The following is a 21,159-nucleotide window of genomic DNA, read 5'->3' as shown; positions in this document are numbered from 1 at the left end:
GTCCCCCAGATGCGGATCTATCGGTCAGGCGACGGGCTTTTCTTGTTCTCTCGGCGTTGTTTCTTGGCGTTGAGCAGGTCGTACAGGGCGTGGCCGTCCTTGAGGCCGAGGATCTCTATGGTGTCGAAAGCGGAAGCGACCCACTCGCTCGACGCCTGCGGCACGCTGTGCAGCGCGCCCTCGGTGCGCTCGGGCGACAGCTTGAGGCCGAGCACCGCCCGGCAGATGTGAAGATGGTTTCGAGGGTCGTCGTCGCCGTGCAGCGGCGAGGTCAACCCGAAGACGAAGCGGGCGAAGAGATGGTCGATCTCGTCCGGTGCGAGATGCTGCCCGAAGCGCGTTTCCAGCACCTCCCAGACGGCAAGCGCCTTGGGCGCGAAGGTGTCGCGATCGAACGGCCGTTCCGGGAGGTCGGGCATTATCTCGCCCCTCCGGAATGCGCATTCGGATTGCCGGGCGATTGGAGAAGAACGCCCTCTCTCAACGAGGCCTGATCGGGGGCGATGACACGCGAATCCGATGTCGAGGAAAAGGCGCCGAACGGAACGGCGGCGACGTGCGTCGGGATTTCTTCCCGCGGTACCGGCCGGCCGCACATTCCGACGGATGCGGCCCATCCCCGCCCGGGCGCGCGTCGATCCCCTCGCGAGGGGGTGTGCCGGTCAGCGCGGCACGAAAATCCTGCAATTCGACACGCGTTTTGCATACGTCTCGCCATGGGACGCCCAACCAAAAGGGTTCCCTTGTCGTATGCAGGAAGAGCAGGTAGGGCGGATGCAGCTAAAGTGAAGATTTTGCCGCATTCCGTAATGGAATATTTTCTGAGTTGACATAGAGGTAAAAAGGGAACCCTTATTGTCAAGAGAGGGTCATTACCATGTCTAAAATGTGTTGACTATTGAAATTATAAAATTGAAATAAATTTCAAAGATTGAAAATTGGATCGGATTTTGAACGATGAAGATCGGTTATGACCGTGTATCGACGGATGAGCAGCGTCTAGACCTGCAAATACAAGCTTTGGAGAGATCAGGATGCGATATTATATTTAATGACCATGGAATATCAGGAAAGACGTATGACCGTGACGGTCTCAATATGGCGCTTTCCCGGTTGCAGAGCGGCGATCAGTTGGTTGTATGGCGGTTGGACCGGCTCGGTCGGTCTATTTCGCATCTGGTTAAGTTGATGGAGGGGCTCGGTGAGCGCGACGTATCTTTTCGGTCGCTGACCGAAAACATCGATACGAGTTCTTCCGGTGGCCGGTTGGTGTTTCACATGATGGCAGCTCTTGCCGAATTCGAACGTTCGCTCATCAGTGAACGGACCCGGGCAGGAATGGAGGCGGCCCGACGCAACGGCAAGCATGTCGGGCGTCGCCCGTCGCTGACGCCGGACCAGCTCGAGCGGGCGATCGTCGCCGTCGAACTGCTGCACGAACCACTGGACGACGTCGCCTCGCGATTCGACGTGTCGGAACGCAGCCTCAAGCGGCTGATCAGACTCCGGCACGCGCAGCACCGTCCAAGTATCGCAGTATCGCACCCGGCAAGTCCTTGCGGGAAAGCGACGTCAAGATCTTGAGACGCCTATTCGCATGAAAGCCGTCGTCTCCGGGGGGATTCACTGACGCACGCGCGTCGTCGAAGCCGTGATCACCTCGAAAAGCGGATGTGTTCATTTCGACAGGTCATTCGTGTCCGCCTGGTCGTTGAACGTCGCGCCGCCGCTGGGCGAACTCGCTTCGTCATATCCGTTGCTTTCGCGGCCATCATGCCGGGTTCGGGCCGAAATCCACTTATCCGCTCCGTTGAGGGTCCCTGAGCCCGCTCTCCTTCCCCGCTCTCGGCAACGCCAACGGCAAGATCGCGGGCATCCGGCTGCTTGACCCATATCCACATGTCGGGTATCGTCGACATATGGACAGTTATCACGCTCTTTCCGCCTTCGCGGCGCTCTCGCAGTCGACGCGGCTCGACGTCTTCCGCCTGCTGGTCGTCCATGAGCCCGAGGGGCTGGCCGCAGGCGAAGTCGCGCGAAGGCTCGACGTGCCGCACAACACGCTCTCCACCCATCTCGGCATCCTCGCCCGGGCCGGATTGATCGTGGCCGAGCGCCAGAGCCGCCTCATCATCTACCGCGCGCAACTGGGCGCCGTGCGCGACCTCGCTTCCTTCATCCTGAAGGATTGCTGCGGCGGCAAGCCCGAGATCTGCGCGCCGCTGATCGCCGATCTTCAGCCCTGCTGCCCGGCAGAGACCCATTCGGCAGATACCCATTCGGCGGGAGCCCACGCCGCCAAGGAGGCGCGCCATGTCTGATCTCATCGCGTCCGGCCCGAGCGCCGGCCATATCTACAACGTGCTGTTTCTCTGCACCGGCAACTCCGCCCGCTCGCTGATGGCGGAATCGATCCTGACCAAGGATGGTCACGGACGCTTCCGTGCCTTCTCTGCCGGCAGTCAGCCCAGGGGCGCCGTCAATCCGCTGACGCTAGCGACGCTGCGCAGCCTCGATTATCCCACCGAGGGCCTGCGCTCGAAGAGCTGGAACGCGTTCGGCGCTGACGACGCGCCGGTGATGGATTTCGTCTTCACCGTCTGCGACGGCGCGGCGGGCGAGGCCTGCCCGGTCTGGCCGGGCCAGCCGATGACCGCGCATTGGGGCATCGAGGACCCCGCCGCCGTGGAGGGCACGCAGATCGAGAGGGAGGCCGCCTTCGCGCGCGCCTTCCGCTATCTCAAGAACCGGATTGCCGCCTTTGCCGCCCTGCCGATCCGCAGCCTCGACACCATGACGCTGGGCGCCAGGCTGCGCGAGATTGGCAGCAGTGAGGGCGCCACCGCGCCCCGGCGCGATGTCGCCTGAGGAACCCGCGATGAGCGACGTCACCATCTATCACAACCCCGCCTGCGGCACCTCGCGCAACGTGCTCGGCCTCATTCGCAATGCCGGCATCGCGCCGACCATCATCGAATATCTGAAGACCCCGCCGCGCCGCGACGAACTGGTGTCGCTGATCGCCCGCATGGGCGTGCCGGTGCGCGCCGTGCTGCGCGAGAAAGGGCCCTATGCCGAGCTGGGGCTGGACGATGCCGGCCTGAGCGACGAGGCCCTGCTCGACGCCATGATGGCGCATCCCATCCTGATCAACCGGCCGATCGTTGTCACCCCGCTCGGCGTCCGGCTGTGCCGGCCGTCGCAGACCGTGCTCGACCTGCTGCCCGCCCCGCAGCGCGGCGAATTCCGCAAGGAAGACGGCGAGTTGGTCGTCGACGCCCACGGCAACCGCGCCGCCTGAACGAGAACCGGAGCCCCCATGTCCCAGACCCTGGCGATCGCGCCCCGCCCGGCCTCGCGGCTGTCCTTCCTCGATCGCTATCTCACCGTGTGGATCTTCGCGGCGATGGCGCTCGGTGTCGTGCTCGGCACGGTGTTCACCGGCCTGCCGGAGGCGCTGAACACGCTCTCGGTCGGCTCCACCAACATCCCGATCGCCATCGGGCTGATCCTGATGATGTACCCCCCGCTCGCCAAGGTGCGCTACGAGGAACTGCACCGGGTGTTCGCCGACAAGCGGGTGCTGGTGCTCTCGCTGGTGCAGAACTGGCTGATCGGCCCGACGCTGATGTTCGCGCTCGCCGTGATCTTCCTGCGCGACCACCCGGAATACATGACCGGGCTGATCCTGATCGGGCTGGCGCGCTGCATCGCCATGGTGCTGGTGTGGAACCAGTTGGCCCGCGGCGACAACCAGTATGTCGCCGGGCTGGTGGCGTTCAACTCGATCTTCCAGATCCTGTTCTTCTCCACCTATGCCTGGCTGTTCCTCACCGTGCTGCCGCCGCTGTTCGGGCTGGAGGGCAGCGTCGTCGATGTCAGCTTCCGGACCATCACCGAAGCGGTGCTGATCTATCTCGGCATCCCCTTCCTCGCCGGTTTTCTCACCCGCCGCATCCTGATCGCCCGCAAGGGAGCGGACTGGTACGCCGACGTGTTCCTGCCCAGGATCAGCCCGATCACGCTCGGCGCGCTGCTCTTCACCATCGTCGCCATGTTCAGCCTCAAGGGCGGTGACGTCGTGCGCCTGCCGATGGACGCGGTGATGATCGCGGTACCGCTGACCATCTACTTCATCGTCCAGTTCCTCATCAGCTTCGCCATGGGCCGGCTGATCGAGGCGGATTATCCGCGCACCACGGCGATCGCCTTCACCGCCGCCGGCAATAATTTCGAGCTGGCCATTGCGGTGGCCATCGCCGCCTTCGGCCTCGGCTCGAAGGTGGCGTTTGCCGCCGTCATCGGGCCGCTGGTCGAGGTGCCGGTGCTGATCCTGCTGGTGCACGTCGCCCTGCGGCTCGGGAGCCGCTGGTTCCCGGCGACAGCGCCTTCACGCTAGACGGACAGGTTCCCCGCATGCCTTCGCCTGACGACTTCACCGATGCCCTCGACCCGGCCCATCTGGACCGCCCGGAAATGGCCAAGCTGGCGCCGGCCGCGCCGATGACCCATCCGCCGCGCATCCTGCTGCTCTATGGCTCGCTGCGCGAGCGCTCCTACAGCCGGCTGCTGGTCGAGGAAGCCGCGCGTCTCTTGACCGCCATGGGAGCGGAAACGCGCATCTTCGATCCGCGCGATCTGCCCATGCCGGACGCCGTGCCGGCGGATCATCCCAAGGTGCGGGAATTGCGGGCGCTGTCGGAATGGTCGGAGGGTCAGGTCTGGTGCAGTCCGGAGCGGCACGGCAACATCACCGGCGTGTTCAAGAGCCAGATCGACTGGCTGCCGCTGGAATATCGCGGCATCCGTCCCACGCAGGGGCGCACGCTGGCGGTGATGCAGGTCTCGGGCGGGTCGCAGTCCTTCAACGCCGTGAACACGCTGCGCGTGCTCGGCCGCTGGATGCGGATGATCACCATCCCCAACCAGTCCTCGGTGGCCAAGGCCTTCGAGGAGTTCGACGCGGACGGGCGGATGAAGCCTTCCTCCTACTACGACCGCGTGGTCGACGTGATGGAGGAACTGATGAAGTTCACCCTGCTGACCCGCGATCGCCGGGACTATTTCACCAGCCGCTACAGCGAGCGGCGGGAAGCCGCCCTCAAGGCGGCGGCGGTGGCGACCGATCTCTCGACCATCGCCATGACCGGGACGTCTCCGTCGCGGTGACGCGGCGGTCGATGCGCTCCCGCGGCCGCGAAGGATGCGTGCGGACCGGGAGGCTCGTCCCGGTCCGCACGCGCGGGCGCGTCAGTTCTTCACCGTCTCCTCAAGGAAGAAGCGTCCCAGCGGGTTCTGGTGGAAGTTCTCGATGTTCTTGCGGGTGACGTTGATATAGGGGCTGTAATAGAGGTCGATCCAGTTGACGTCGCCCTTCGCCAGCTTCTGCAGCGTGACATACATGGCCTCGCGCTTGGCCGGATCGGTCTCCAGCCGCGCGGCTTCCACCAGCGCCTTGACCTCTTCGTTCTTGTAGCGGGTCATGTAGTTCATGTTGGTATCGTGGCCGAGCACGAAGGTGGTCTTCTGGTCCGGGTCGAGAATGTCGTTGGTCCAGTACATGACGGAGATGTCGTAGTCGCCGTTCACCAGCACGTCCCAGCTCTGGCTCGGGTCGACCTTCTGCAGGTTCACCGTCACGCCGGCCTTGGAGAGCTGCTGCTGGACGAGGACCGCGATCTGCTCGTCGGTCTCCTTGCCAGCATTGACGATGTAGTTGAGCGTCAGGCCCGCGGCGCCGGCGTCGGCCAGCAGCTTCTTGGCCTTCTCCGGGTCGTAGGGGCGCTGGAGATTGTCGGCGTAGTGGTAGAGCGAGCCCTTGGGCACATAGGAATAGGCGACCTCGCCCAGGCCGAAGGTGGCGGCCTCGACGATCGCCTTCTTGTCGATGGCCATGTCGAGCGCCTCGCGGACCTCCTTCTTGGCCAGCGCTCCATGCTCATGGTTGATGAGCATGTGATCCTCGCGGGTGGAGGGATCGCTGATGACCTTCAGGTCGGCGTTGGTCTTCAGCTCGGCGACGCGCGAGAACGGCACGGTGATGGCGGCGTCGATCTCGCCGGCCTGGATCTTCAGCATGCGGGTATTGTCGTCGGGAACGACGATCCACTCGACGCCGTCGAGGCTCACCTTGCCGGCATCCCAGTAGTTCGGGTTCTTCTTCAGCACGATGCGGTCGCCGCGGCGCCACTCGACCAGGCTGAACGCGCCCGAGCCGACCGGCTTCTCGGCGAAGGCGTCGGCATTCGCGCCCTCGACCAGCTTCTTCGGCAGCACCGAGGCGTTGGGCAGCGCCATCATGGAGAGGAACGGCACCGACTTGCCCTTCAGCTTCACCACCAGCGTCTTCGCATCGGCGGCGGTGGCGGTGTCGATGATCATGAAGCTGTCCGACCAGAGCGAGCCCTTGTCGTCGCGGATGCGGATCAGCGAGAAGGCGGCGTCCTCGGCGGTGACGGGGGCGCCATCGGAGAACTTGGCGTCGCGCAGCTTGAACGTATAAGTCAGGCCGTCATCGGAGACGGTCCAGCTCTCGGCAAGGCCGGGCACCAGCTTGGTGCCGGTGGCGTCCACCCGCACCAGCACGTCGAACACGTTCGAGAACACCCAGTTGTCGACGTTCTGCGCCGACTTGATCGGGTCGAAGGTGGTCGAATCCTCATTGCGCGCGATGGTGAGCACGCCGGCGGCGTGGGCATAGCTCGTCGACAGCGAGAGAAGCGCGGCAAAGGCCGCGAGGCGGGACTTCCTGAAAGCGGTTCTCATGTCGTTCTTCCTCTGGCGGTTAGGAGTTGGTGGCGCTCGCCGACGGCGCGTGAAGCGGCCGGTCCGGGTCGATGTCGGGAATCGCCGCGATGAGGGCGGCGGTGTAGGCCTCGCGCGGATGGTCGAAGACCTCGGCGCAGGCGCCTTCCTCGACGATCCGGCCGTGGTGCATGACCACGACCCGCTCGCAGAGATGGCGCACGATGGCGAGATCGTGGGCGATGAAGACGAGGGTAAGATCCATGGTCTTCACCAGCCGCCGGAACAGGTCGACGATCTGCGCCTGGATGGTGACGTCGAGCGCGGCGACGCATTCGTCGGCGACGATGAGGCGCGGCTCCACCGCCAGCGCCCGGGCGATGCCGGCACGCTGGCACTGGCCGCCGCTGAGCTGGCGGGGCCGGCGCCCGGCGAGGATCGGATCGAGCTCGACGAGGCGCAGCAGTTCCTCGACCCGCGCCGGAATGGCGGACGGCGCGACCTTGCCCTGCACCCGTAGCACCTCGGCCAGCGTCTCGCCGATGGTGCGGCGCGGATTGAGCGAGTTGAACGGGTCCTGAAACACCATGGCGGCTTCGCGCCGCAGCCGCTGCAGCGTGGCGCCGGGCTTCAGCCTCAGGCTGTCGCCGTCGAAGGTGACATGGCCGTCCGACACCGGCGTCAGGCCCAGCATGGCCCGCGCCAGGGTCGATTTGCCCGATCCGCTCTCGCCGACGATGCCGACCGTCTCGCCCGGCATGATCTGCAGCGACACGCCGGCGACCGCACTGAAGCTGCGGCGTCGGCCGAACAGCCCGCCGCTCACGGGATAGCGCACATGGAGATCGTCGATTTCCATCAGGGGACGGCGCGGTTCCGCCGCACATGCCGGGCTTTCCGCTGCCGGCGCCTCCTCCATCGACGGATGGCTGGCGATCAGCGCCTGTGTGTAGGGATGCCGGGGCCGGGCGAGGATGTCGCGCTTGGGGCCTTCCTCCACCAATTCCCCCTGCCGCATCACCGCGATGCGGTCGCAGGTCTGGGCGACGACGCCGAGGTCGTGGGTGATGAGGATGATGGAGAGGCCGCGCGTCTCCCGCAGGTCCATCAGCAGCCTGAGGATCTGCGCCTGAATGGTGACGTCGAGCGCGGTGGTGGGTTCGTCGGCGATCAGGATCTCGGGATGGCAGGCCAGCGCCACCGCGATCATCGCGCGCTGGCGCATGCCGCCGGAGAATTCGTGCGGATAGTTCGCGAACTGGCGGGCCGGGTCGGTGAAGCCGACCTGCGCCATGATCGTGGTGGCCTCGGCCTTCGCCGTCGCGCGGTCGAGCCTGCGGTGGAACATCAGTCCCTCGGCGATCTGGTCGCCGACGCGCATGACCGGATCGAGATGGCTCGACGGGTTCTGGAAGATCATCCCGATCTCGGCACCGCGCACCTCGCCCATTTCCTCCTCGGTCAGGGAGAGCAGGTCGCGCCCCGCCATCCTTGCCGTGCCACCGGTGACGGCAAGCGCGCGGGAGGGGAGGAGTTGCACCAGGGAGCGGCAGAACAGGCTCTTGCCCGATCCGCTCTCGCCGACGAGGCCGAGGATCTCGCCCTTTGCCAGATCGAGCGTGACGCGGTTCAGCAGAGTGCGCTCGCCCTCCTCGCCACGGGCGACGACGGTCAGGCCGCGGACGGACAGCAAGGGGACGTCGGGGGAGGGGGCGCTCACTCGTGCACCCCCATGATTTCGCCGAGCGCGTCGCCGATCATCGAGAAGCCGAAGGCGAGGAAGACGATGGAAAGGCCGGGAAACAGCGTGATCCACCACGCCTGCGACAGGAAGGCCTGGCCTTCCGCGACCATGATGCCCCACTCGGCCATCGGCGGCTGCACGCCGAGCCCGAGATAGGAGATCGCCGCGCCCGACAGCAGCACCAGCACGGCATCGGACATGCAGAAGACCAGCGAGCCGGCGACCGAATTGGGCAGGAGATGGCGGAACAGCACCCGCGAGCGGGAGAAGCCGAGGCTCACCGCCGCCACCGCGTAGTCGGCGTTCTTCAGGACGAGGATCTGCGTCCGGATGAGGCGCGCATAGGACACCCAGCCGACCAGCGCCATGGCGATGTAGAAGCTGGAAAGGCCCGGTCCGAGGATGGCGATGATCGAGAGCATCAGCACGAGGAAGGGAAAGGCCAGGATGATGTCGATCAGCCGCATCAGCACCGTATCGACCAGGCCGCCGAAGAAACCGGCCAGCGCACCGATGACCGTTCCGATGACGAGGGGGAAGAATACCCCGATCAACGCCATCTGCAGGTCGACGCGCCCGCCATGGATGATGCGCGAGAGGATGTCGCGGCCGAAATTGTCGGTGCCGAAGGGGTGGGTGAGGGACGGTGCCTGCAGGCGCGCCGCCCCATCCTGATAGATCGGGTCATAGGGCGCGATCAGCGGCGCGGCGAGTGCCGCCAGGACGAACAGGCCGACAATGGCGAGCCCCGTTATGAGGGTCCGGTTCATCCGGCGGGAGGGGGCGTGGGCGCTCACAGCTTCACCCGCGGATCGACGAAGACCGTCGCGATGTCGGCGATGAGGTTCACCAGCACGGTCGCGCAGGCGAACACCATGGCGACGCCCTGCACCACCATGTAGTCGCGCGAGAAGATGGCCCGCACCAGCAACTGCCCCATGCCCGGCACGGCGAAGATGCTCTCAATCACCACCGTGCCGCCGATGAGCCAGCCGATGTTCACCGCGAGGAGATTGATCGAGGGCGCGATGGAGTTGGGCAGCACATGGCGCCAGAACACGATGCGCTCCGGCATGCCGCGGGCGCGGGCGGCGGTCGCCACGTCGGACTTCAGCCCCTCGATCATGGCCGCGCGCAGCGAGCGCAGCAGCACGGTGGAGAGCGACAGCGCGATGGTGAGCGCGGGCAAGGCGAGGTGGGCGAGCTTTTCGCCCAGCGTGTCGCCATAGCCGGAGACCGGGAGCAGCGGGATCTTCACCGCCAGCAGCATGATCAGCATGAGCCCCAGCCAGAACGGAGGGAAGCCGATGCCGAAGGTCGAGACGATGCGCACGGCATGGTCGATCGGCCGGCCCTGGTTGCGGGCGGCGAGCGCGGCGAGCGGCACGGCAATGAGGATGGAGAGCAGCACGCTGCACAGAACCAGCGCGAAGGTCGGCTCGATGCGAGTGCCGATCAACCGCAGTACGTCGATCTTGTAGACGATCGACGTTCCCATCTCGCCATGGGCGAGGTTGCGCAGGAAATAGACGTATTGAAGCCACAGCGGCTCATCGAGCCCGTATTGCGCGCGGATATTGGCGATCGCGGTGGGGGTCGCGCGCGCGCCGAGCAGCACGCGGGCGGGATCGCCCGGGATCATCCGCACCAGTATGAAGGTGATGAGGCTGACGCCGAAGACGACCGGCACGAATTGCAGCGGGCGCGTGAGGATGAAGGAGTAGCGGTGCATCTCTAGCGCGACACGCTGGCGAGGAAGTCGAGCAAAGGAGGGTAATAGCCCGCCGGATTCTCGTAGAACGGCATGTGGCTGGCATTGGCGACGACGTTGAGGCGCACATCCGGCAGCGCATTCTTCATCCGCATGGCGCAGGCCGGGGTGAGTTCGTCACGCTCGCCCACCACGATGAAGGTCGGCACGGCGATGCGCGGCAGGTCCGGGATGCGGTTCCAGTCTTTCAGGTTGCCGGTATAGAGAAACTCGTTCGGGCCCTGCATGGTGACGTATGGCCCCATGTTCCAGTCGTCGAGCGAGCGTTTCACCGGCGCCGGCCATTCCGGTAGGCGGCAGACGTGGCGGTAATTCAGCAGGGTGATCGCGGCCTGATATTCCGGATGGTCGAAGCTGCCGGCGGCCTCGTGCTTCTGCATCATCGCCACGGTTTCAGCCCCGAGCGCGGCGCGCAGCTTCTCCAGCTCGCTCACCAGATGCGGCATGTCCGCCACCGTGTCGGCGAGGATCAGGCTCTTCAGCGCCTGCGGATGGGCGAGGGCATAGTCGATGGCGAGCCAGCCGCCCCAGCTGTGGCCGAGCAGATGCACCTTGCCGAGCCCGAGCGCGGTGCGCACCGTCTCGGTCTCCTCGACATAACGCTCGATCGTCCAGAGCGCGGCATCGGTCGGCCGGTCGGCGGCGCCGGTGCCGAGCTGGTCGAAGGCAACGACGCGGTAGCCATGGTCGATCAGGCAGGAATGCGCCTCGCGCAGGTAGTCGCAGGGAAGGCCGGGTCCGCCATTGAGCAGCAGTACGGTTTCCTCGCCGGCGCCGAAGATGTAGGCGACGACGCGATGATCGCCCACCGCCACCTCACGCCGCTCATGCGGCTCGATCTCTCGCCACATCGCCCTGGTTCATCCCTGCTCAACAAAAAGGCATGCTTAATTCCTAGAGAAATCGGGAGTCCAAACCAGCTATAAGAAGTGATAGGTTTGGGCTCGGCAGACCGGAGAGGGACGCGCGGCCATGGGCGCCGACATCGGGACGATTGAGCAGCGACTGGGCGCCGCGTCGACGCTTGGCGCGCGGGTCGACCTGCTGTTCGAGGCGATGCGGGGCTTCGGCTTCGATGCGCTGATCTACGATTATACTCCCGCGCGCTACGATCTCCATGGCGAGCAGATGCTGCCGTCCGTCCTGGAACTGCGCAATGTCGACGAGACGATGCGCGACTACTGGTTCGATCGCGGCTACTTCCGGCTCGACCCGGTGCAGAAGGTGGCACTGGGCACGACGCGGCCCTTCGTGTGGAACTATGATGCACGGGCGGAAACCCTGATCCGCGCCTTCATGAACGAGGACAGCGCCCCGGTGGCCGACTTCCTCGCCGAGCGCGGCCTGAGCGCCGGCGTCACCGTGCCGGTGCACATGCCGGGCGGCGACTATGCCACCGTTACCGGCATACGCTGTGGCGACGGGCGTTTTGCCGAGCATGAGGCGCAGGGCTGTCTCGGCGATTTCGGCCTGCTCGCGCACATGTTCCAGCACGCGGCGGGCGATGCGCTGCGCGAGGACCGCCGGCTGGACGGCCTGCCGCGCCTCACTGCGCGCGAGCGGGAGTGCCTGCGCTATGCCGCCGACGGGCTGTCGGCCAAGGAGATTTCCCGCGCGCTCGGCCGCTCCGTGCCGACCGTGGTGATGCACCTCAACGCCGCCATGCGCAAGCTGCAGGCGAAGAACCGCACCCAGGCGGCGGTGCGCGCCGCGCGGTTGCGCCTGCTGGACTGACACGCCCGGCCGCCCCCGCCCCGGCCAGAACCTCCCGCTCCCCGCCTATCACTTCTGATAGCTGCCGCGCCCACACGCGACTGCCTATTTTCCTTGGCCATCCGATGATGGTCGCAAGGGAGAACCGGCATGAATGCCGTGGCGAGCGTGGAAGGGCGGATGCCCTTCCGTGGTTACGAGACCTGGTACCGCGTGACGGGCGATCTCGGCAGCGCGCGCCTGCCGCTCGTAGTGGCGCATGGCGGGCCGGGCTGCACCCACGATTATGTCGATTCCTTCAAGGGCATCGCCGCGCTCGATGGACGTGCGGTCATACATTACGACCAGCTCGGCAACGGCAAATCGACCCATCTGCCGGAGAAGGGTCCCGACTTCTGGACGGTCGAGCTTTTCCTCGCCGAACTCGACGCGCTGCTCGCCCATCTCGGCATCGCGCAGCGCTACGCCTTTCTCGGGCAGTCCTGGGGCGGCATGCTCGGGGCCGAGCACGCGGTGCGCCAGCCTGCCGGTCTGAAGGCGCTCGTCATCGCCAATTCGCCGGCCAACATGCACACATGGGTCAGCGAGGCGAACCGGCTGCGCCGCGACCTTCCCGCCGAAATTCAGGAAACCCTGCTCACGCATGAAGCGGCGGGCACGTTGACGGACCCGGACTACATCGCGGCGTCCCGCGCCTTCTACGACCGTCATGTCTGCCGCATCACGCCATGGCCGGAGGAGGTCGCCCGCACCTTCGCGGCGATGGACGCGGACAACACCGTCTATCGCAACATGAACGGCCCGACGGAATTCCATGTCATCGGAACGATGAAGGACTGGACCATCGAGGACCGCCTTCCCCGCATCGAGGCGCCGACCCTGCTGATCTCCGGCGCACATGACGAGGCGACCCCGGAAGTGGTGCGGCCCTATCGCGAAAGAGTGCCGGACTGCCGTTGGGTGCTGTTCCCGGACTCGAGCCACATGCCGCATGTGGAAGAGAAGGAAGCGTGCCTGAGCGCGGTGTCGGCGTTTCTCACGGAGCACGACTGAGAACCGGCGACCGGCGGGCAAGGGCGTACCGGTCGCCGGCTCCTCGTCGGGTCAGGTGATGCAGCCGCGGGCCGGCACGGGCCAGCGTGCGAGCCGTTCGCCGTCGAGGGCGTAGACCGCGTCGACCATGTTGGTGACGACGCAGGCATGGTTGGGGACGATGCGTACCGTGTCGCCGACCTGAAGGCCGATGGGCCCGGTGCTGACGAGGCGGCCGTGCTCCTCGGAGAGCTGGTCGATGGCGATGTCGGGTCGCCCCCGTACATGGCCGTAGCCGGCGAGGCCGAGCAGGTCGGAGGTCAGCGTCTTCGAGCCGGCGTCGACGATGGCGCGGTCCGGCGCCGGCACCGAGACGACGGTGGCGAGCACGGTGAGGGCGCAGTCGTCCCAGCCGCAGACGCCACGCTCCACCAGCGAGCGGTCATTATAGACATAGGTGCCGGGCCGGTACTCGGTGGTTACCGGCGCTTCGGCGGCGTGCATCATGGACGGGGTGCCGCCGGACGTGACGACCGACACGGGAATGCCGCTCGCCTCGATCAGCGCCTTCGCTTCCACCATGAAGGTTTCGACGTCGGCGGCGGCGCCGACCGGCGGATAGGTCATAAGTCCGCCGAAGACGAGGCCGGGCGAGGCGGCGATGGTCCGGGCGAGGACGGCGGCCTCCTCCGGCCGGGCGACGCCGCAGCGTCGGGCGCCGGTGTCGCACTCGACGAGAACGGTCAGCGGCCTCGGCTCGCGCGTGAAGGCGGCCGAGAGCCCGGCCACCACCGCCTCGCTGTCCGCCACCACCGACAGGTCGACGCGCCGCGCCAGCGCCGCGAGGCGGGCGAGCTTGTCCGCGCCGACGATGTTGTAGGTGATCAGCACGTCGCGGAGATCCGGCATGCCGGCGACCATCGCCTCGGCCTCGGAGACCTTCTGGCAGGTGATGCCGACCGCCCCGGCGGCGAGCTGCATCTGCGCAACGGCCGGCAGCTTGTGGGTCTTGATGTGCGGGCGGACCTTCAGTCCATGCGCGTCGGCGTAGGACTGGAAGCGCGTGATGTTGCGCCGAACGACCGCGAGATCCACCAGCACCGCCGGCGTCTCGGACAGGGGCCGGGTTGCCGGAACGGCGTCGGTCGTCGTGCTCATGCGGGTCCCCGTTCGGCTGCGGGCCAGCCGGGGCATCGCATTCAGGCGATACGCCAGCCACCCTCGTCTTTCATCTTGACAAGCTATGGGGTGTGAGGGTGAATAGGTCAATCTGTTAATTTGGACTTGTGTCCAAAATAATGGATAGCATAAAACCAACCATGGGGAACTGGCATGAGCGCGACCCTTCGCGCCGGCGTCATGGCGCTGGCTTCGTCTTTTCTTCTGTCCGGCGCGGTCCTCGCGCAGGACGCCGGCAGCACTCTCGACAAGGTGCTGGCGCGCGGACATCTCGTCATGGGCACGGGTTCGACCAATGCCCCCTGGCACTTCAAGGGCGCCGACGACACGCTGCAGGGCTTCGATGTCGACATGGGGCACATCATCGCCAAGGCGCTGTTCGACGACCCGAGCAAGGTCGAGTACGTCAACCAGTCCTCGGACGCCCGCATCCCGAACATCACCACCGGCAAGGTCGACATCACCTGCCAGTTCATGACGGTGACCGGCGCCCGCGCCCAGCAGGCGGCCTTCACCATTCCCTATTATCGCGAAGGCGTCGGCCTGATGCTGAAGGCCGGCGGTCCCTATGCGGACTATGCGGCGCTGAAGGCGGCGGGCTCCAAGGTCACCGTCGCGGTGCTGCAGAATGTCTATGCCGAGGCCATGGTCCACGCCGCGCTGCCGCAGGCCAAGGTCGACCAGTACGACAGCCAGGACCTCGTCTATCAGGCGCTCAATTCCGGCCGCGCCGACGCGGTGGCGACCGACCAGTCCTCCATCGCCTGGTTCATGACACAGAATGCCGGGCGCTACGTCGATGCCGGCTATGGCTGGAGCCCGCAGACCTATGCCTGCGCGGTGAAGCGCGGCGACCAGGACTGGCTGAACTTCGTCAATACGGCCCTGCACGAGGCGATGACCGGCGTCGAGTTCGATACCTATGCCAAGTCCTACAAGACCTGGTTCGGCAAGGACCTGCCGCCGCCGCAGATCGGCTTCCCGGTCGAGTACAAGTAAGCTGACCTCGACCAGCCGGGCGCACGGCCTGCCGCCGCGCGCCCGTCCTGCCTCTCCCGGGAATCCGTCATGGGCTATACGCTCAATTTCGCTGCAGTCTGGCGCAGCTTCGACCTGCTGCTCGGCGGGCTGCTGCTCAGCCTCGAACTGGCGGCGGCGGCGCTCGTCATCGGCGCGGTCATCGGCCTCGCCGTCGCCTTCGCGCTGGCCGGCGGGCCGGGCTGGCTGCGCCGTCCGGCGGCGCTCTACGTGACGGTGATCCGCAATCTGCCGATCCTGGTGCTGATCCTGTTCACTTATTTCGCGCTGCCCCAGCTCGGCCTGCGCATCGACAAGATCCAGAGCTTCGTGCTGACGCTGGCGGTCTATTCCGGCGCCTATCTCGCCGAGGTGTTTCGCGCCGGGCTGATCGCGGTGCCGCGTGGGGTGAAGGAGGCGGGGCTCGCCATCGGGCTGACCCCGATGCAGATCCGCACCTCGCTCGTCATCCCGCTGATGCTGCGCAACGTGCTCCCCTCGCTCTCCTCGACGCTGATCTCGCTGTTCAAGGACACGTCGCTTGCCGCCGCCATCGCGGTGCCGGAACTCACCTTCGAGGCGCGCAAGATCAATGTGGAGAGCTTCCGGGTCATCGAGGTGTGGATGGTGACCTCCGCGCTCTATGTCGCGACCTGCGCCGTGCTCGCGGCACTGATGCGGCTCATCGAGCGCCGTCTGGCGATCCCCCGGTGAGGCAGGTGCGATGAACGACCTGATGCTGTTCCTCGACGAGATCTGGATCGCCCGCCTCGCATTGCTCAAGGGGCTGGGCGTGACGATGTCGATCTCGCTGCTCGCCATCGTCGCCGGTTCGGTGCTGGGCGTTCTGGTGGCACTCGGTCTCGTCTACGGCAACCGGCTGGTCCGGGCGCTTCTGCGCGTCTACACCGACATCGTGCGCGGCACGCCGGTGCTCGTGCTGGTGCTGGCGAGCTACTACGTCTTCTCCACCGTCGGGCTCGATCTCGGCCCGTTCCAGGCGGGCGTGCTGGCGCTGGCGGTGTTCTGCTCCTCGCATATCGGCGAGATCGTGCGCGGCGCCCTGCAGGCGATTCCGCCGGGCCAGAGCGAAGCGGCGAAGGCCATCGGGCTGACCTTCGGCCAGACCTTCACCTGCGTGCTGTGGCCGCAGGCGCTGCGGCAGATCCTGCCGACCTGGGTGAACACCGCCGCCGAGATGGTGAAGGCCTCGACGCTGCTGTCGGTCATCGGGGTCGCGGAGCTGCTGCTGCGCACGCAGGAGATCATCTCCCGCAACTTCCTGAGCCTCGAGTTCTATTTCCTCGCGGGCTTCCTCTATTTCCTCATCAATTTCGGCATCGAGCGACTTGGCAAATATGTCGAGCGCAAGACGGCCGTTCCGTCCTGAAGGCGCGCGCTCATGACCAAGCCGCTTCTCGAAATCAACGGGCTGCGCAAGCACTATGGCGCGGTCGAAGTGCTCAAGGGTGTCGACTGCACCATGCAGCAGGGGGAGGTGATCTCGATCATCGGCTCCTCCGGCTCCGGCAAGACCACCATGCTCCGCTGCATCAACATGCTGGAGGAGTTCCAGGGCGGGCGCATCCTCATCGACGGCGAGACCATCGGTTACGAGGAAACAGCGGCCGGCCGCCGGCGCAAGAGCGAGAAGGCGATCGCCCGCCAGCGCGCGCTCACCGGCATGGCCTTCCAGCAGTTCAACCTGTTCCCGCATATGAGCGCGGCGCAGAACGTCATGCTCGGCCTCGTCAAGGTGAAGAAGATGGCGCGCGACGAGGCGCGCGCGCATGCCGAGACCTGGCTCGGGCGCGTCGGGCTCGCCGCGCGGGCCGACCATTATCCCGGCCAGCTCTCCGGAGGGCAGCAGCAGCGCGTCGCCATCGCCCGCGCCATCGCCATGAACCCCCGTCTCATGCTGTTCGACGAGGTGACCTCGGCGCTCGACCCCGAGCTGGTGGGCGAGGTGCTGCAGGTGATCAAGTCGCTCGCGGGCGAGGGCATGAGCATGCTGCTCGTCACCCACGAGATGCGCTTCGCCTATGAGGTCTCCAGCCGCGTCATCTTCATGAACCAGGGGGTGATCGCCGAGGAGGGCGACCCGAAAGAGATGTTCGTGCGGCCGACCACCGAACGGCTGGCCGACTTCCTCAGATCCTCGAGTTTTCAGTAGAAAAGCAGGTACGCATGACCATCATCCGTTACGGCGCCGGCGAAGTCGGCGCAGGCGGCCAGAAGCTGCCCTTCGCCCGTGCCACCCAGGCCAATGGCTGGCTCTATGTCTCCGGCCAGGTGGCGATGGAGAAGGGCGAGGTCGTGAGCGGCGGCATCATCGCCGAGAGCCGCAAGGCCATCGAGAATATGATCGCCATCCTCCACGAAGCCGGCTACGGCGTGGAGGACGTCGTGCGCTGCGGCGTGTGGCTCGATGACCCGCGCGACTTCTGGAGTTTCAACGGCGTCTACGCCGAGTATTTCTCGGAGAACCCGCCGGCCCGTGCTTGCGTCCAGTCGAGCATGATGGTCGATTGCAAGGTGGAAATCGATTGCGTCGCCTTCCGCGCCGACAAGATGTGATGCCGGCCGCCGTCCCGTCCGGCTTCGGGCGCGACGGCGTTGGCGCGTGCAGGGGAAGTCGCGATGAAGGGTGAGGAGCCGGTGACGCAGGACGGTGCGGCCAGGGAAGGCGCCAAGCGCAGCCGCGGGCTCGACCGCGCCTTCGATATTCTCGAATTCCTGCGCGCCCGCCGCCAGCCCATGCGTCCCAACGAAATCGCCGCCGAGATGGGCGGCCCGCGCTCCTCGGTCTATGAACTCGTCAACCTGCTGCTGCGCCACGGCATGCTGGAATATTCCGGCGGCGATGGGCGGGTGTTCCTCGGCCGCCGGCTCTATTTCCTCGGCATGGCCTATTCCGCGCAGTTCGACCTGATGCGCGAGAGCGCGGCGCTTCTGCAGCGCCTCGCCGAGGAGACGCGCGAGACGGCGCAGATGTGCATGCTCGACGGCAACAAATATACCGTCGCCATGATGCGCGAGGGCCTGCGCCCGTTCCGCATCTCCTCCGATGTCGGTGAGATCGTGCCGATCCCGTGGACCGCCTCCGGGCGCCTGCTGGTCGGCCATATGAGCGACGAGGAGATTCTCGCGCTCATTCCGCCGGAGGATTTCACACTGCCGAACGGACGGCTGCTGGAGCCCGCGCAGTTCATTGCCGAGGCCCGGCGCGCCACGACGGATGGCTTCTTCACCTTCAACAGCACGGTGGAGAACTTCACCTATTGCTTCGCGGTGCCGGTGCATCAGGCGGACGGGGCGTGCATCGCCACGCTGTGCCTCGTCACCCCGCGCGAGGACGGGCTGCGCCACCGCGACGCCTATCTGGGGCACCTGCTCTCCGCCGCCGGCGAACTCTCCGAGCAGCTCGGCTACTCGCCCGGCGGCAGTGCGCCGGCGCCGCTCGGCCGCTTCGACAAATTGCGCCCGATGGCGCGCGGTCTTGACGGGCGCTGAGGTCGCGCCGGTTTTCGCATCCGCCGGCATCGGGATTTTCCCGGTTTTGCTTCCTGGTGTGGCGAGGACGTGAGCGCAGCGCCGTCTCCCACAGGCCTCGGATGCGGCCAAGACGGCGATGGGAGCGGCATCCTCGGCCTTGTCAGCCGCCGCAACGCAAATGTCCGCAATGGCTACGGGCCGATCGTCAGTAGGACGCCGTCCGTTTCGGCGCTTTCCTTGGACGTCGGGGCGGTCCGCGCCGGCTATGGCGCTGTCGCGATGCTCTTTTTTCGAGTGTTTCTCGTCTGGCTTAGTCGAATACGTTGATTGGTGAAAATAAACATCAAATTATTATAGTTCCAATCATTTGTATTTCTCATTCTGCTTTTTACATCTGTCGCTGAATTCGCTATCTCCCCTTGCGGCTATTCCCGAACCGAGCCTGCGGCAGGAGACGATCATGGCAGTCCTCGCAATCCCGCGCGCGATCGCGACGGCGGTGCTGCTTGTGTGCGCGAGCGCGCTTGCCCATGGCGCCGAGCCTCAACCGGTGGCCGGCAGCCGTATCGTCGCGGTCGGCGGCGCGGTGACGGAAATCCTGTTCGCGCTGGGGCTGGAGGACCGGGTGGTGGCCGTCGACACGTCGAGCACCTATCCGCCGCGTGCCTTGGCCGAGAAGCCGAATGTCGGCTACATCCGCGCGCTGTCGCCGGAAGGTGTGCTTTCGGTCGGGCCGGATCTGATCATCGCGCTTGAGGGCGCCGGGCCGCCGGATGCGGTCAAGGTGCTGCGATCGGCGGCAATCGCCTTCGAGACCCTTCCCGAGGCGCGCGATGAGAAGGCGGTCATCGCCAATATCCGCGCCATAGCCGTGCTCGCCGGCGTGCCGGAGCGTGGCGAGCAGGTCGCGGCGGCGGTCGCGGCCGATTTCGCGGCACTGGCCGAACTGCGTGCCCGCATCGGCGCTCCGCGCGACGTGACCTTCGTGCTCTCGGCCTCCGGCGCAGCGCCGGTGGTCGGAGGGGCGGGGACCAGCGCCGACGCGATGTTCGCCCTCGCCGGCGTCGCCAACGCCATGCACGACGTCCATGGCTACAAGCCCGCCGTGGACGAGGCCATCCTCGGCGCCGACCCCTATGCGCTGATCCTCATGAAGGATCGCAATCACGCCCTGTCGGATGCGGCGCTCAAGGCGATGCCCGCCTTTGCCGGCACCACGGCCGTCGCGCAGGACCGGCTCTTCCGCATCGATGGCGGCTATCTGCTCGGCTTCGGCCCGCGTACGCCGCAGGCCGCGCGCGACCTTGCGGCGATGATCTATCCCGAGCTGAACCTGCCGCCTCTGCCGCCCCGCGCCTGGACCGATCCCGGGCCATGAGCGCCACGGCCTTCGCCATGACCGGAAGCGCCATCGGGCGGCCGCGGCGGCCCGCGCTCGCGCTCGGCCTCTGCCTCGTCCTGCTGCTCGCCGCCGTCGTCGCCTCCCTCGCCATCGGCCCGGTGATGATCGCGCCCGGCCGGATCGTCGAGATCCTCGGCGAGGCCATCCGGGGCGAGCGGGCGACCGGAGCGGCGCTGCGCGAGAGCGTGATCGTTCTCGGCATAAGGCTGCCGCGCACCCTGCTGGGGCTTCTGGTCGGCGGCGGCATCGCCCTGGCCGGGGCGGTGACGCAGGGCGTCTTCCGCAATCCGCTGGCCGATCCCGCCCTCATCGGCATTTCCAACGGCGCCGCGCTCGCCGCCGTGGTCTGGATCGTGCTGGGCGTCCACTTCGCCGGCTTCCTGCCGCCCGCGCTCGCCGATTTCGGCCTGCCGGTCATGGCCTTCATGGGCGCGGTGCTCGCCACCGGGACGCTTTATGCGATAGCGACCCGCGAGGGCCGGACCTCGGTCGTCACCATGCTGTTCGCCGGCATCGCCATCAGCGCGCTCGCGGCGGCCGGCACCGGGATCATGGTCTTCATGGCGTCGGACCAGCAATTGCGGGACTTCACCTTCTGGTCCTTCGGCTCGCTCGGCGGGGCGACCTGGCAGAAGATCTGGGCGGTGCTGCCGTTCCTGGGGTTTCTCGCCATCGTCTGCACGCGGCTCGCCCGCGCGCTCGACGCGCTCGCCCTGGGCGAGGCCGAGGCCTTCCATGTCGGCATTGACGTCCAGCGCACCAAATGGCTGGCCATAGCCGGCCTGGCGGCGGGCGTCGGCGGGGCGGTGGCGGCGGCCGGCGTCATCGGCTTTGTCGGCCTCGTCGTGCCGCATCTCATCCGCATTACCTTCGGTCCCGGCCACCGGCTGCTGCTGCCCTGCGCGGCCCTGCTCGGCGGCGCGCTCCTGCTCGGCGCCGATGTCGTCGCGCGCACTGTGGCGAGCCCGGCGGAACTGCCGCTTGGCGTCGTCACCGCCGCCATCGGCGCGCCCTTCTTCCTCTGGCTGCTGCTGCGCCGGCGGGCGGCCCTGTTCGGGTAAG

23 protein-coding genes are annotated in these 21,159 nt (G+C 66.5%); 16 read left to right on the top strand and 7 right to left on the bottom strand.

Annotated elements, in window-relative coordinates:
* Nucleotides 1-17: 17 nt before the first annotated feature.
* Nucleotides 18-419 carry a hypothetical protein gene (locus tag AC1PZ7_RS21185; protein ID WP_482357163.1) on the bottom strand — a complete coding sequence of 134 codons (402 nt, stop codon included), beginning with the start codon at nucleotides 417-419 and terminating at the stop codon, nucleotides 18-20.
* 538 nt (nucleotides 420-957) lie between these two features.
* Between AC1PZ7_RS21185 and AC1PZ7_RS21180 the strand changes: the two genes are divergently transcribed.
* The 6 genes from AC1PZ7_RS21180 (at nucleotide 958) to arsH (ending at nucleotide 5,169) form a co-directional block, all read left to right on the top strand.
* On the top strand, nucleotides 958-1,584 hold the full coding sequence (locus tag AC1PZ7_RS21180; RefSeq protein ID WP_482357162.1) for a recombinase family protein: 627 nt from the start codon (nucleotides 958-960) through the stop codon (nucleotides 1,582-1,584).
* Nucleotides 1,585-1,919: 335 nt separating this feature from the next.
* Complete coding sequence (locus tag AC1PZ7_RS21175) at nucleotides 1,920-2,321, top strand: ArsR/SmtB family transcription factor (protein ID WP_482357161.1); 402 nt, start codon at nucleotides 1,920-1,922, stop codon at nucleotides 2,319-2,321.
* Entirely contained in the window at nucleotides 2,314-2,868 is a 555-nt protein-coding gene (locus AC1PZ7_RS21170; RefSeq protein ID WP_482357160.1) for an arsenate reductase ArsC, read from the top strand. The genes AC1PZ7_RS21175 and AC1PZ7_RS21170 overlap by 8 nt, the downstream gene beginning before the upstream one ends.
* A 10-nt stretch (nucleotides 2,869-2,878) precedes the next feature.
* Nucleotides 2,879-3,301 (top strand): arsenate reductase (glutaredoxin), encoded by a 423-nt coding sequence (arsC, locus tag AC1PZ7_RS21165; protein WP_482357159.1) that lies wholly within the window; start codon nucleotides 2,879-2,881, stop codon nucleotides 3,299-3,301.
* An 18-nt stretch (nucleotides 3,302-3,319) separates the two neighbouring features.
* Entirely contained in the window at nucleotides 3,320-4,399 is a 1,080-nt protein-coding gene (arsB, locus tag AC1PZ7_RS21160) for an ACR3 family arsenite efflux transporter (protein WP_482357158.1), read from the top strand.
* Nucleotides 4,400-4,416: 17 nt separating this feature from the next.
* Nucleotides 4,417-5,169, top strand: a complete 753-nt coding sequence (gene arsH, locus AC1PZ7_RS21155) for an arsenical resistance protein ArsH (protein WP_482357157.1) — start codon at nucleotides 4,417-4,419, stop codon at nucleotides 5,167-5,169.
* 81 nt (nucleotides 5,170-5,250) lie between these two features.
* Here the strand turns inward: arsH and AC1PZ7_RS21150 are convergent, their stop codons facing one another.
* The 5 genes from AC1PZ7_RS21150 to AC1PZ7_RS21130 are packed head-to-tail and all read right to left on the bottom strand — an operon-like array spanning nucleotide 5,251 to nucleotide 11,110.
* A complete protein-coding gene (locus tag AC1PZ7_RS21150) occupies nucleotides 5,251-6,765 on the bottom strand; it encodes an ABC transporter substrate-binding protein (RefSeq protein WP_482357156.1) in 1,515 nt (504 codons plus the stop codon).
* Nucleotides 6,766-6,784: 19 nt separating this feature from the next.
* Entirely contained in the window at nucleotides 6,785-8,464 is a 1,680-nt protein-coding gene (locus AC1PZ7_RS21145; RefSeq protein ID WP_482357155.1) for a dipeptide ABC transporter ATP-binding protein, read from the bottom strand.
* Nucleotides 8,461-9,258: an ABC transporter permease gene (locus AC1PZ7_RS21140; protein WP_482359691.1), complete on the bottom strand. Its 798-nt coding sequence runs from the start codon at nucleotides 9,256-9,258 to the stop codon at nucleotides 8,461-8,463. Before AC1PZ7_RS21140 ends, AC1PZ7_RS21145 begins: the two co-directional genes overlap by 4 nt.
* A 23-nt stretch (nucleotides 9,259-9,281) precedes the next feature.
* Complete coding sequence (locus tag AC1PZ7_RS21135) at nucleotides 9,282-10,220, bottom strand: ABC transporter permease (protein WP_482357154.1); 939 nt, start codon at nucleotides 10,218-10,220, stop codon at nucleotides 9,282-9,284.
* A 2-nt stretch (nucleotides 10,221-10,222) separates the two neighbouring features.
* A complete protein-coding gene (locus tag AC1PZ7_RS21130) occupies nucleotides 10,223-11,110 on the bottom strand; it encodes a proline iminopeptidase-family hydrolase (protein ID WP_482357153.1) in 888 nt (295 codons plus the stop codon).
* A 121-nt stretch (nucleotides 11,111-11,231) separates the two neighbouring features.
* Between AC1PZ7_RS21130 and AC1PZ7_RS21125 the strand changes: the two genes are divergently transcribed.
* Together AC1PZ7_RS21125 and AC1PZ7_RS21120 are read left to right on the top strand one after the other, a co-directional pair.
* The gene (locus AC1PZ7_RS21125) at nucleotides 11,232-11,993 is read left to right on the top strand and encodes a LuxR family transcriptional regulator (protein ID WP_482357152.1); all 762 of its coding nucleotides are present in this window, start codon (nucleotides 11,232-11,234) and stop codon (nucleotides 11,991-11,993) included.
* Between the two features lie 129 nt (nucleotides 11,994-12,122).
* Nucleotides 12,123-13,025 (top strand): proline iminopeptidase-family hydrolase, encoded by a 903-nt coding sequence (locus AC1PZ7_RS21120; RefSeq protein ID WP_482357151.1) that lies wholly within the window; start codon nucleotides 12,123-12,125, stop codon nucleotides 13,023-13,025.
* 51 nt (nucleotides 13,026-13,076) lie between these two features.
* On the opposite strand, the gene AC1PZ7_RS21115 is transcribed toward AC1PZ7_RS21120, so the two are convergent.
* Nucleotides 13,077-14,162, bottom strand: a complete 1,086-nt coding sequence (locus AC1PZ7_RS21115; RefSeq protein WP_482357150.1) for a D-TA family PLP-dependent enzyme — start codon at nucleotides 14,160-14,162, stop codon at nucleotides 13,077-13,079.
* Between the two features lie 174 nt (nucleotides 14,163-14,336).
* Here AC1PZ7_RS21115 and AC1PZ7_RS21110 point away from each other — a divergent pair, with 174 nt between their 5' ends.
* The 8 genes from AC1PZ7_RS21110 (at nucleotide 14,337) to AC1PZ7_RS21075 (ending at nucleotide 21,158) form a co-directional block, all read left to right on the top strand.
* Nucleotides 14,337-15,182 (top strand): transporter substrate-binding domain-containing protein, encoded by an 846-nt coding sequence (locus AC1PZ7_RS21110; RefSeq protein WP_482357149.1) that lies wholly within the window; start codon nucleotides 14,337-14,339, stop codon nucleotides 15,180-15,182.
* 69 nt (nucleotides 15,183-15,251) lie between these two features.
* Nucleotides 15,252-15,914, top strand: a complete 663-nt coding sequence (locus tag AC1PZ7_RS21105) for an amino acid ABC transporter permease (protein WP_482357148.1) — start codon at nucleotides 15,252-15,254, stop codon at nucleotides 15,912-15,914.
* A gap of 10 nt (nucleotides 15,915-15,924) precedes the next feature.
* A complete protein-coding gene (locus AC1PZ7_RS21100) occupies nucleotides 15,925-16,590 on the top strand; it encodes an amino acid ABC transporter permease (RefSeq protein WP_482357147.1) in 666 nt (221 codons plus the stop codon).
* 12 nt (nucleotides 16,591-16,602) lie between these two features.
* Nucleotides 16,603-17,373, top strand: a complete 771-nt coding sequence (locus tag AC1PZ7_RS21095) for an amino acid ABC transporter ATP-binding protein (RefSeq protein WP_482357146.1) — start codon at nucleotides 16,603-16,605, stop codon at nucleotides 17,371-17,373.
* Nucleotides 17,374-17,387: 14 nt separating this feature from the next.
* Nucleotides 17,388-17,777, top strand: a complete 390-nt coding sequence (locus tag AC1PZ7_RS21090; protein WP_482357145.1) for a RidA family protein — start codon at nucleotides 17,388-17,390, stop codon at nucleotides 17,775-17,777.
* Nucleotides 17,778-17,840: 63 nt separating this feature from the next.
* The gene (locus tag AC1PZ7_RS21085; RefSeq protein ID WP_482357144.1) at nucleotides 17,841-18,713 is read left to right on the top strand and encodes an IclR family transcriptional regulator; all 873 of its coding nucleotides are present in this window, start codon (nucleotides 17,841-17,843) and stop codon (nucleotides 18,711-18,713) included.
* 442 nt (nucleotides 18,714-19,155) lie between these two features.
* Entirely contained in the window at nucleotides 19,156-20,073 is a 918-nt protein-coding gene (locus AC1PZ7_RS21080; protein WP_482357143.1) for a heme/hemin ABC transporter substrate-binding protein, read from the top strand.
* Nucleotides 20,070-21,158, top strand: a complete 1,089-nt coding sequence (locus AC1PZ7_RS21075; RefSeq protein ID WP_482357142.1) for a FecCD family ABC transporter permease — start codon at nucleotides 20,070-20,072, stop codon at nucleotides 21,156-21,158. The genes AC1PZ7_RS21080 and AC1PZ7_RS21075 overlap by 4 nt, the downstream gene beginning before the upstream one ends.
* The last annotated feature ends 1 nt before the right edge of the window (nucleotide 21,159 follow it).

It is taken from the genome of Ancylobacter sp. TW_SC_1, from assembly GCF_056836805.1.
Note: the sequence above shows the minus strand (reverse complement) of the source record. Positions and strands in the feature narration are given on the sequence as shown.

Bases quoted from the DNA above. Each gene is read 5' to 3' on its own strand.
- AC1PZ7_RS21185 (WP_482357163.1), bottom strand. From the start codon at position 419: ATGCCCGACCTCCCGGAACGGCCGTTCGATCGCGACACCTTCGCGCCC.
- AC1PZ7_RS21180 (WP_482357162.1), top strand. From the start codon at position 958: ATGAAGATCGGTTATGACCGTGTATCGACGGATGAGCAGCGTCTAGAC.
- AC1PZ7_RS21175 (WP_482357161.1), top strand. From the start codon at position 1,920: ATGGACAGTTATCACGCTCTTTCCGCCTTCGCGGCGCTCTCGCAGTCG.
- AC1PZ7_RS21170 (WP_482357160.1), top strand. From the start codon at position 2,314: ATGTCTGATCTCATCGCGTCCGGCCCGAGCGCCGGCCATATCTACAAC.
- arsC (WP_482357159.1), top strand. From the start codon at position 2,879: ATGAGCGACGTCACCATCTATCACAACCCCGCCTGCGGCACCTCGCGC.
- arsB (WP_482357158.1), top strand. From the start codon at position 3,320: ATGTCCCAGACCCTGGCGATCGCGCCCCGCCCGGCCTCGCGGCTGTCC.
- arsH (WP_482357157.1), top strand. From the start codon at position 4,417: ATGCCTTCGCCTGACGACTTCACCGATGCCCTCGACCCGGCCCATCTG.
- AC1PZ7_RS21150 (WP_482357156.1), bottom strand. From the start codon at position 6,765: ATGAGAACCGCTTTCAGGAAGTCCCGCCTCGCGGCCTTTGCCGCGCTT.
- AC1PZ7_RS21140 (WP_482359691.1), bottom strand. From the start codon at position 9,258: ATGAACCGGACCCTCATAACGGGGCTCGCCATTGTCGGCCTGTTCGTC.
- AC1PZ7_RS21135 (WP_482357154.1), bottom strand. From the start codon at position 10,220: ATGCACCGCTACTCCTTCATCCTCACGCGCCCGCTGCAATTCGTGCCG.
- AC1PZ7_RS21130 (WP_482357153.1), bottom strand. From the start codon at position 11,110: ATGTGGCGAGAGATCGAGCCGCATGAGCGGCGTGAGGTGGCGGTGGGC.
- AC1PZ7_RS21125 (WP_482357152.1), top strand. From the start codon at position 11,232: ATGGGCGCCGACATCGGGACGATTGAGCAGCGACTGGGCGCCGCGTCG.
- AC1PZ7_RS21120 (WP_482357151.1), top strand. From the start codon at position 12,123: ATGAATGCCGTGGCGAGCGTGGAAGGGCGGATGCCCTTCCGTGGTTAC.
- AC1PZ7_RS21115 (WP_482357150.1), bottom strand. From the start codon at position 14,162: ATGAGCACGACGACCGACGCCGTTCCGGCAACCCGGCCCCTGTCCGAG.
- AC1PZ7_RS21110 (WP_482357149.1), top strand. From the start codon at position 14,337: ATGAGCGCGACCCTTCGCGCCGGCGTCATGGCGCTGGCTTCGTCTTTT.
- AC1PZ7_RS21105 (WP_482357148.1), top strand. From the start codon at position 15,252: ATGGGCTATACGCTCAATTTCGCTGCAGTCTGGCGCAGCTTCGACCTG.
- AC1PZ7_RS21100 (WP_482357147.1), top strand. From the start codon at position 15,925: ATGAACGACCTGATGCTGTTCCTCGACGAGATCTGGATCGCCCGCCTC.
- AC1PZ7_RS21095 (WP_482357146.1), top strand. From the start codon at position 16,603: ATGACCAAGCCGCTTCTCGAAATCAACGGGCTGCGCAAGCACTATGGC.
- AC1PZ7_RS21090 (WP_482357145.1), top strand. From the start codon at position 17,388: ATGACCATCATCCGTTACGGCGCCGGCGAAGTCGGCGCAGGCGGCCAG.
- AC1PZ7_RS21085 (WP_482357144.1), top strand. From the start codon at position 17,841: ATGAAGGGTGAGGAGCCGGTGACGCAGGACGGTGCGGCCAGGGAAGGC.
- AC1PZ7_RS21080 (WP_482357143.1), top strand. From the start codon at position 19,156: ATGGCAGTCCTCGCAATCCCGCGCGCGATCGCGACGGCGGTGCTGCTT.
- AC1PZ7_RS21075 (WP_482357142.1), top strand. From the start codon at position 20,070: ATGAGCGCCACGGCCTTCGCCATGACCGGAAGCGCCATCGGGCGGCCG.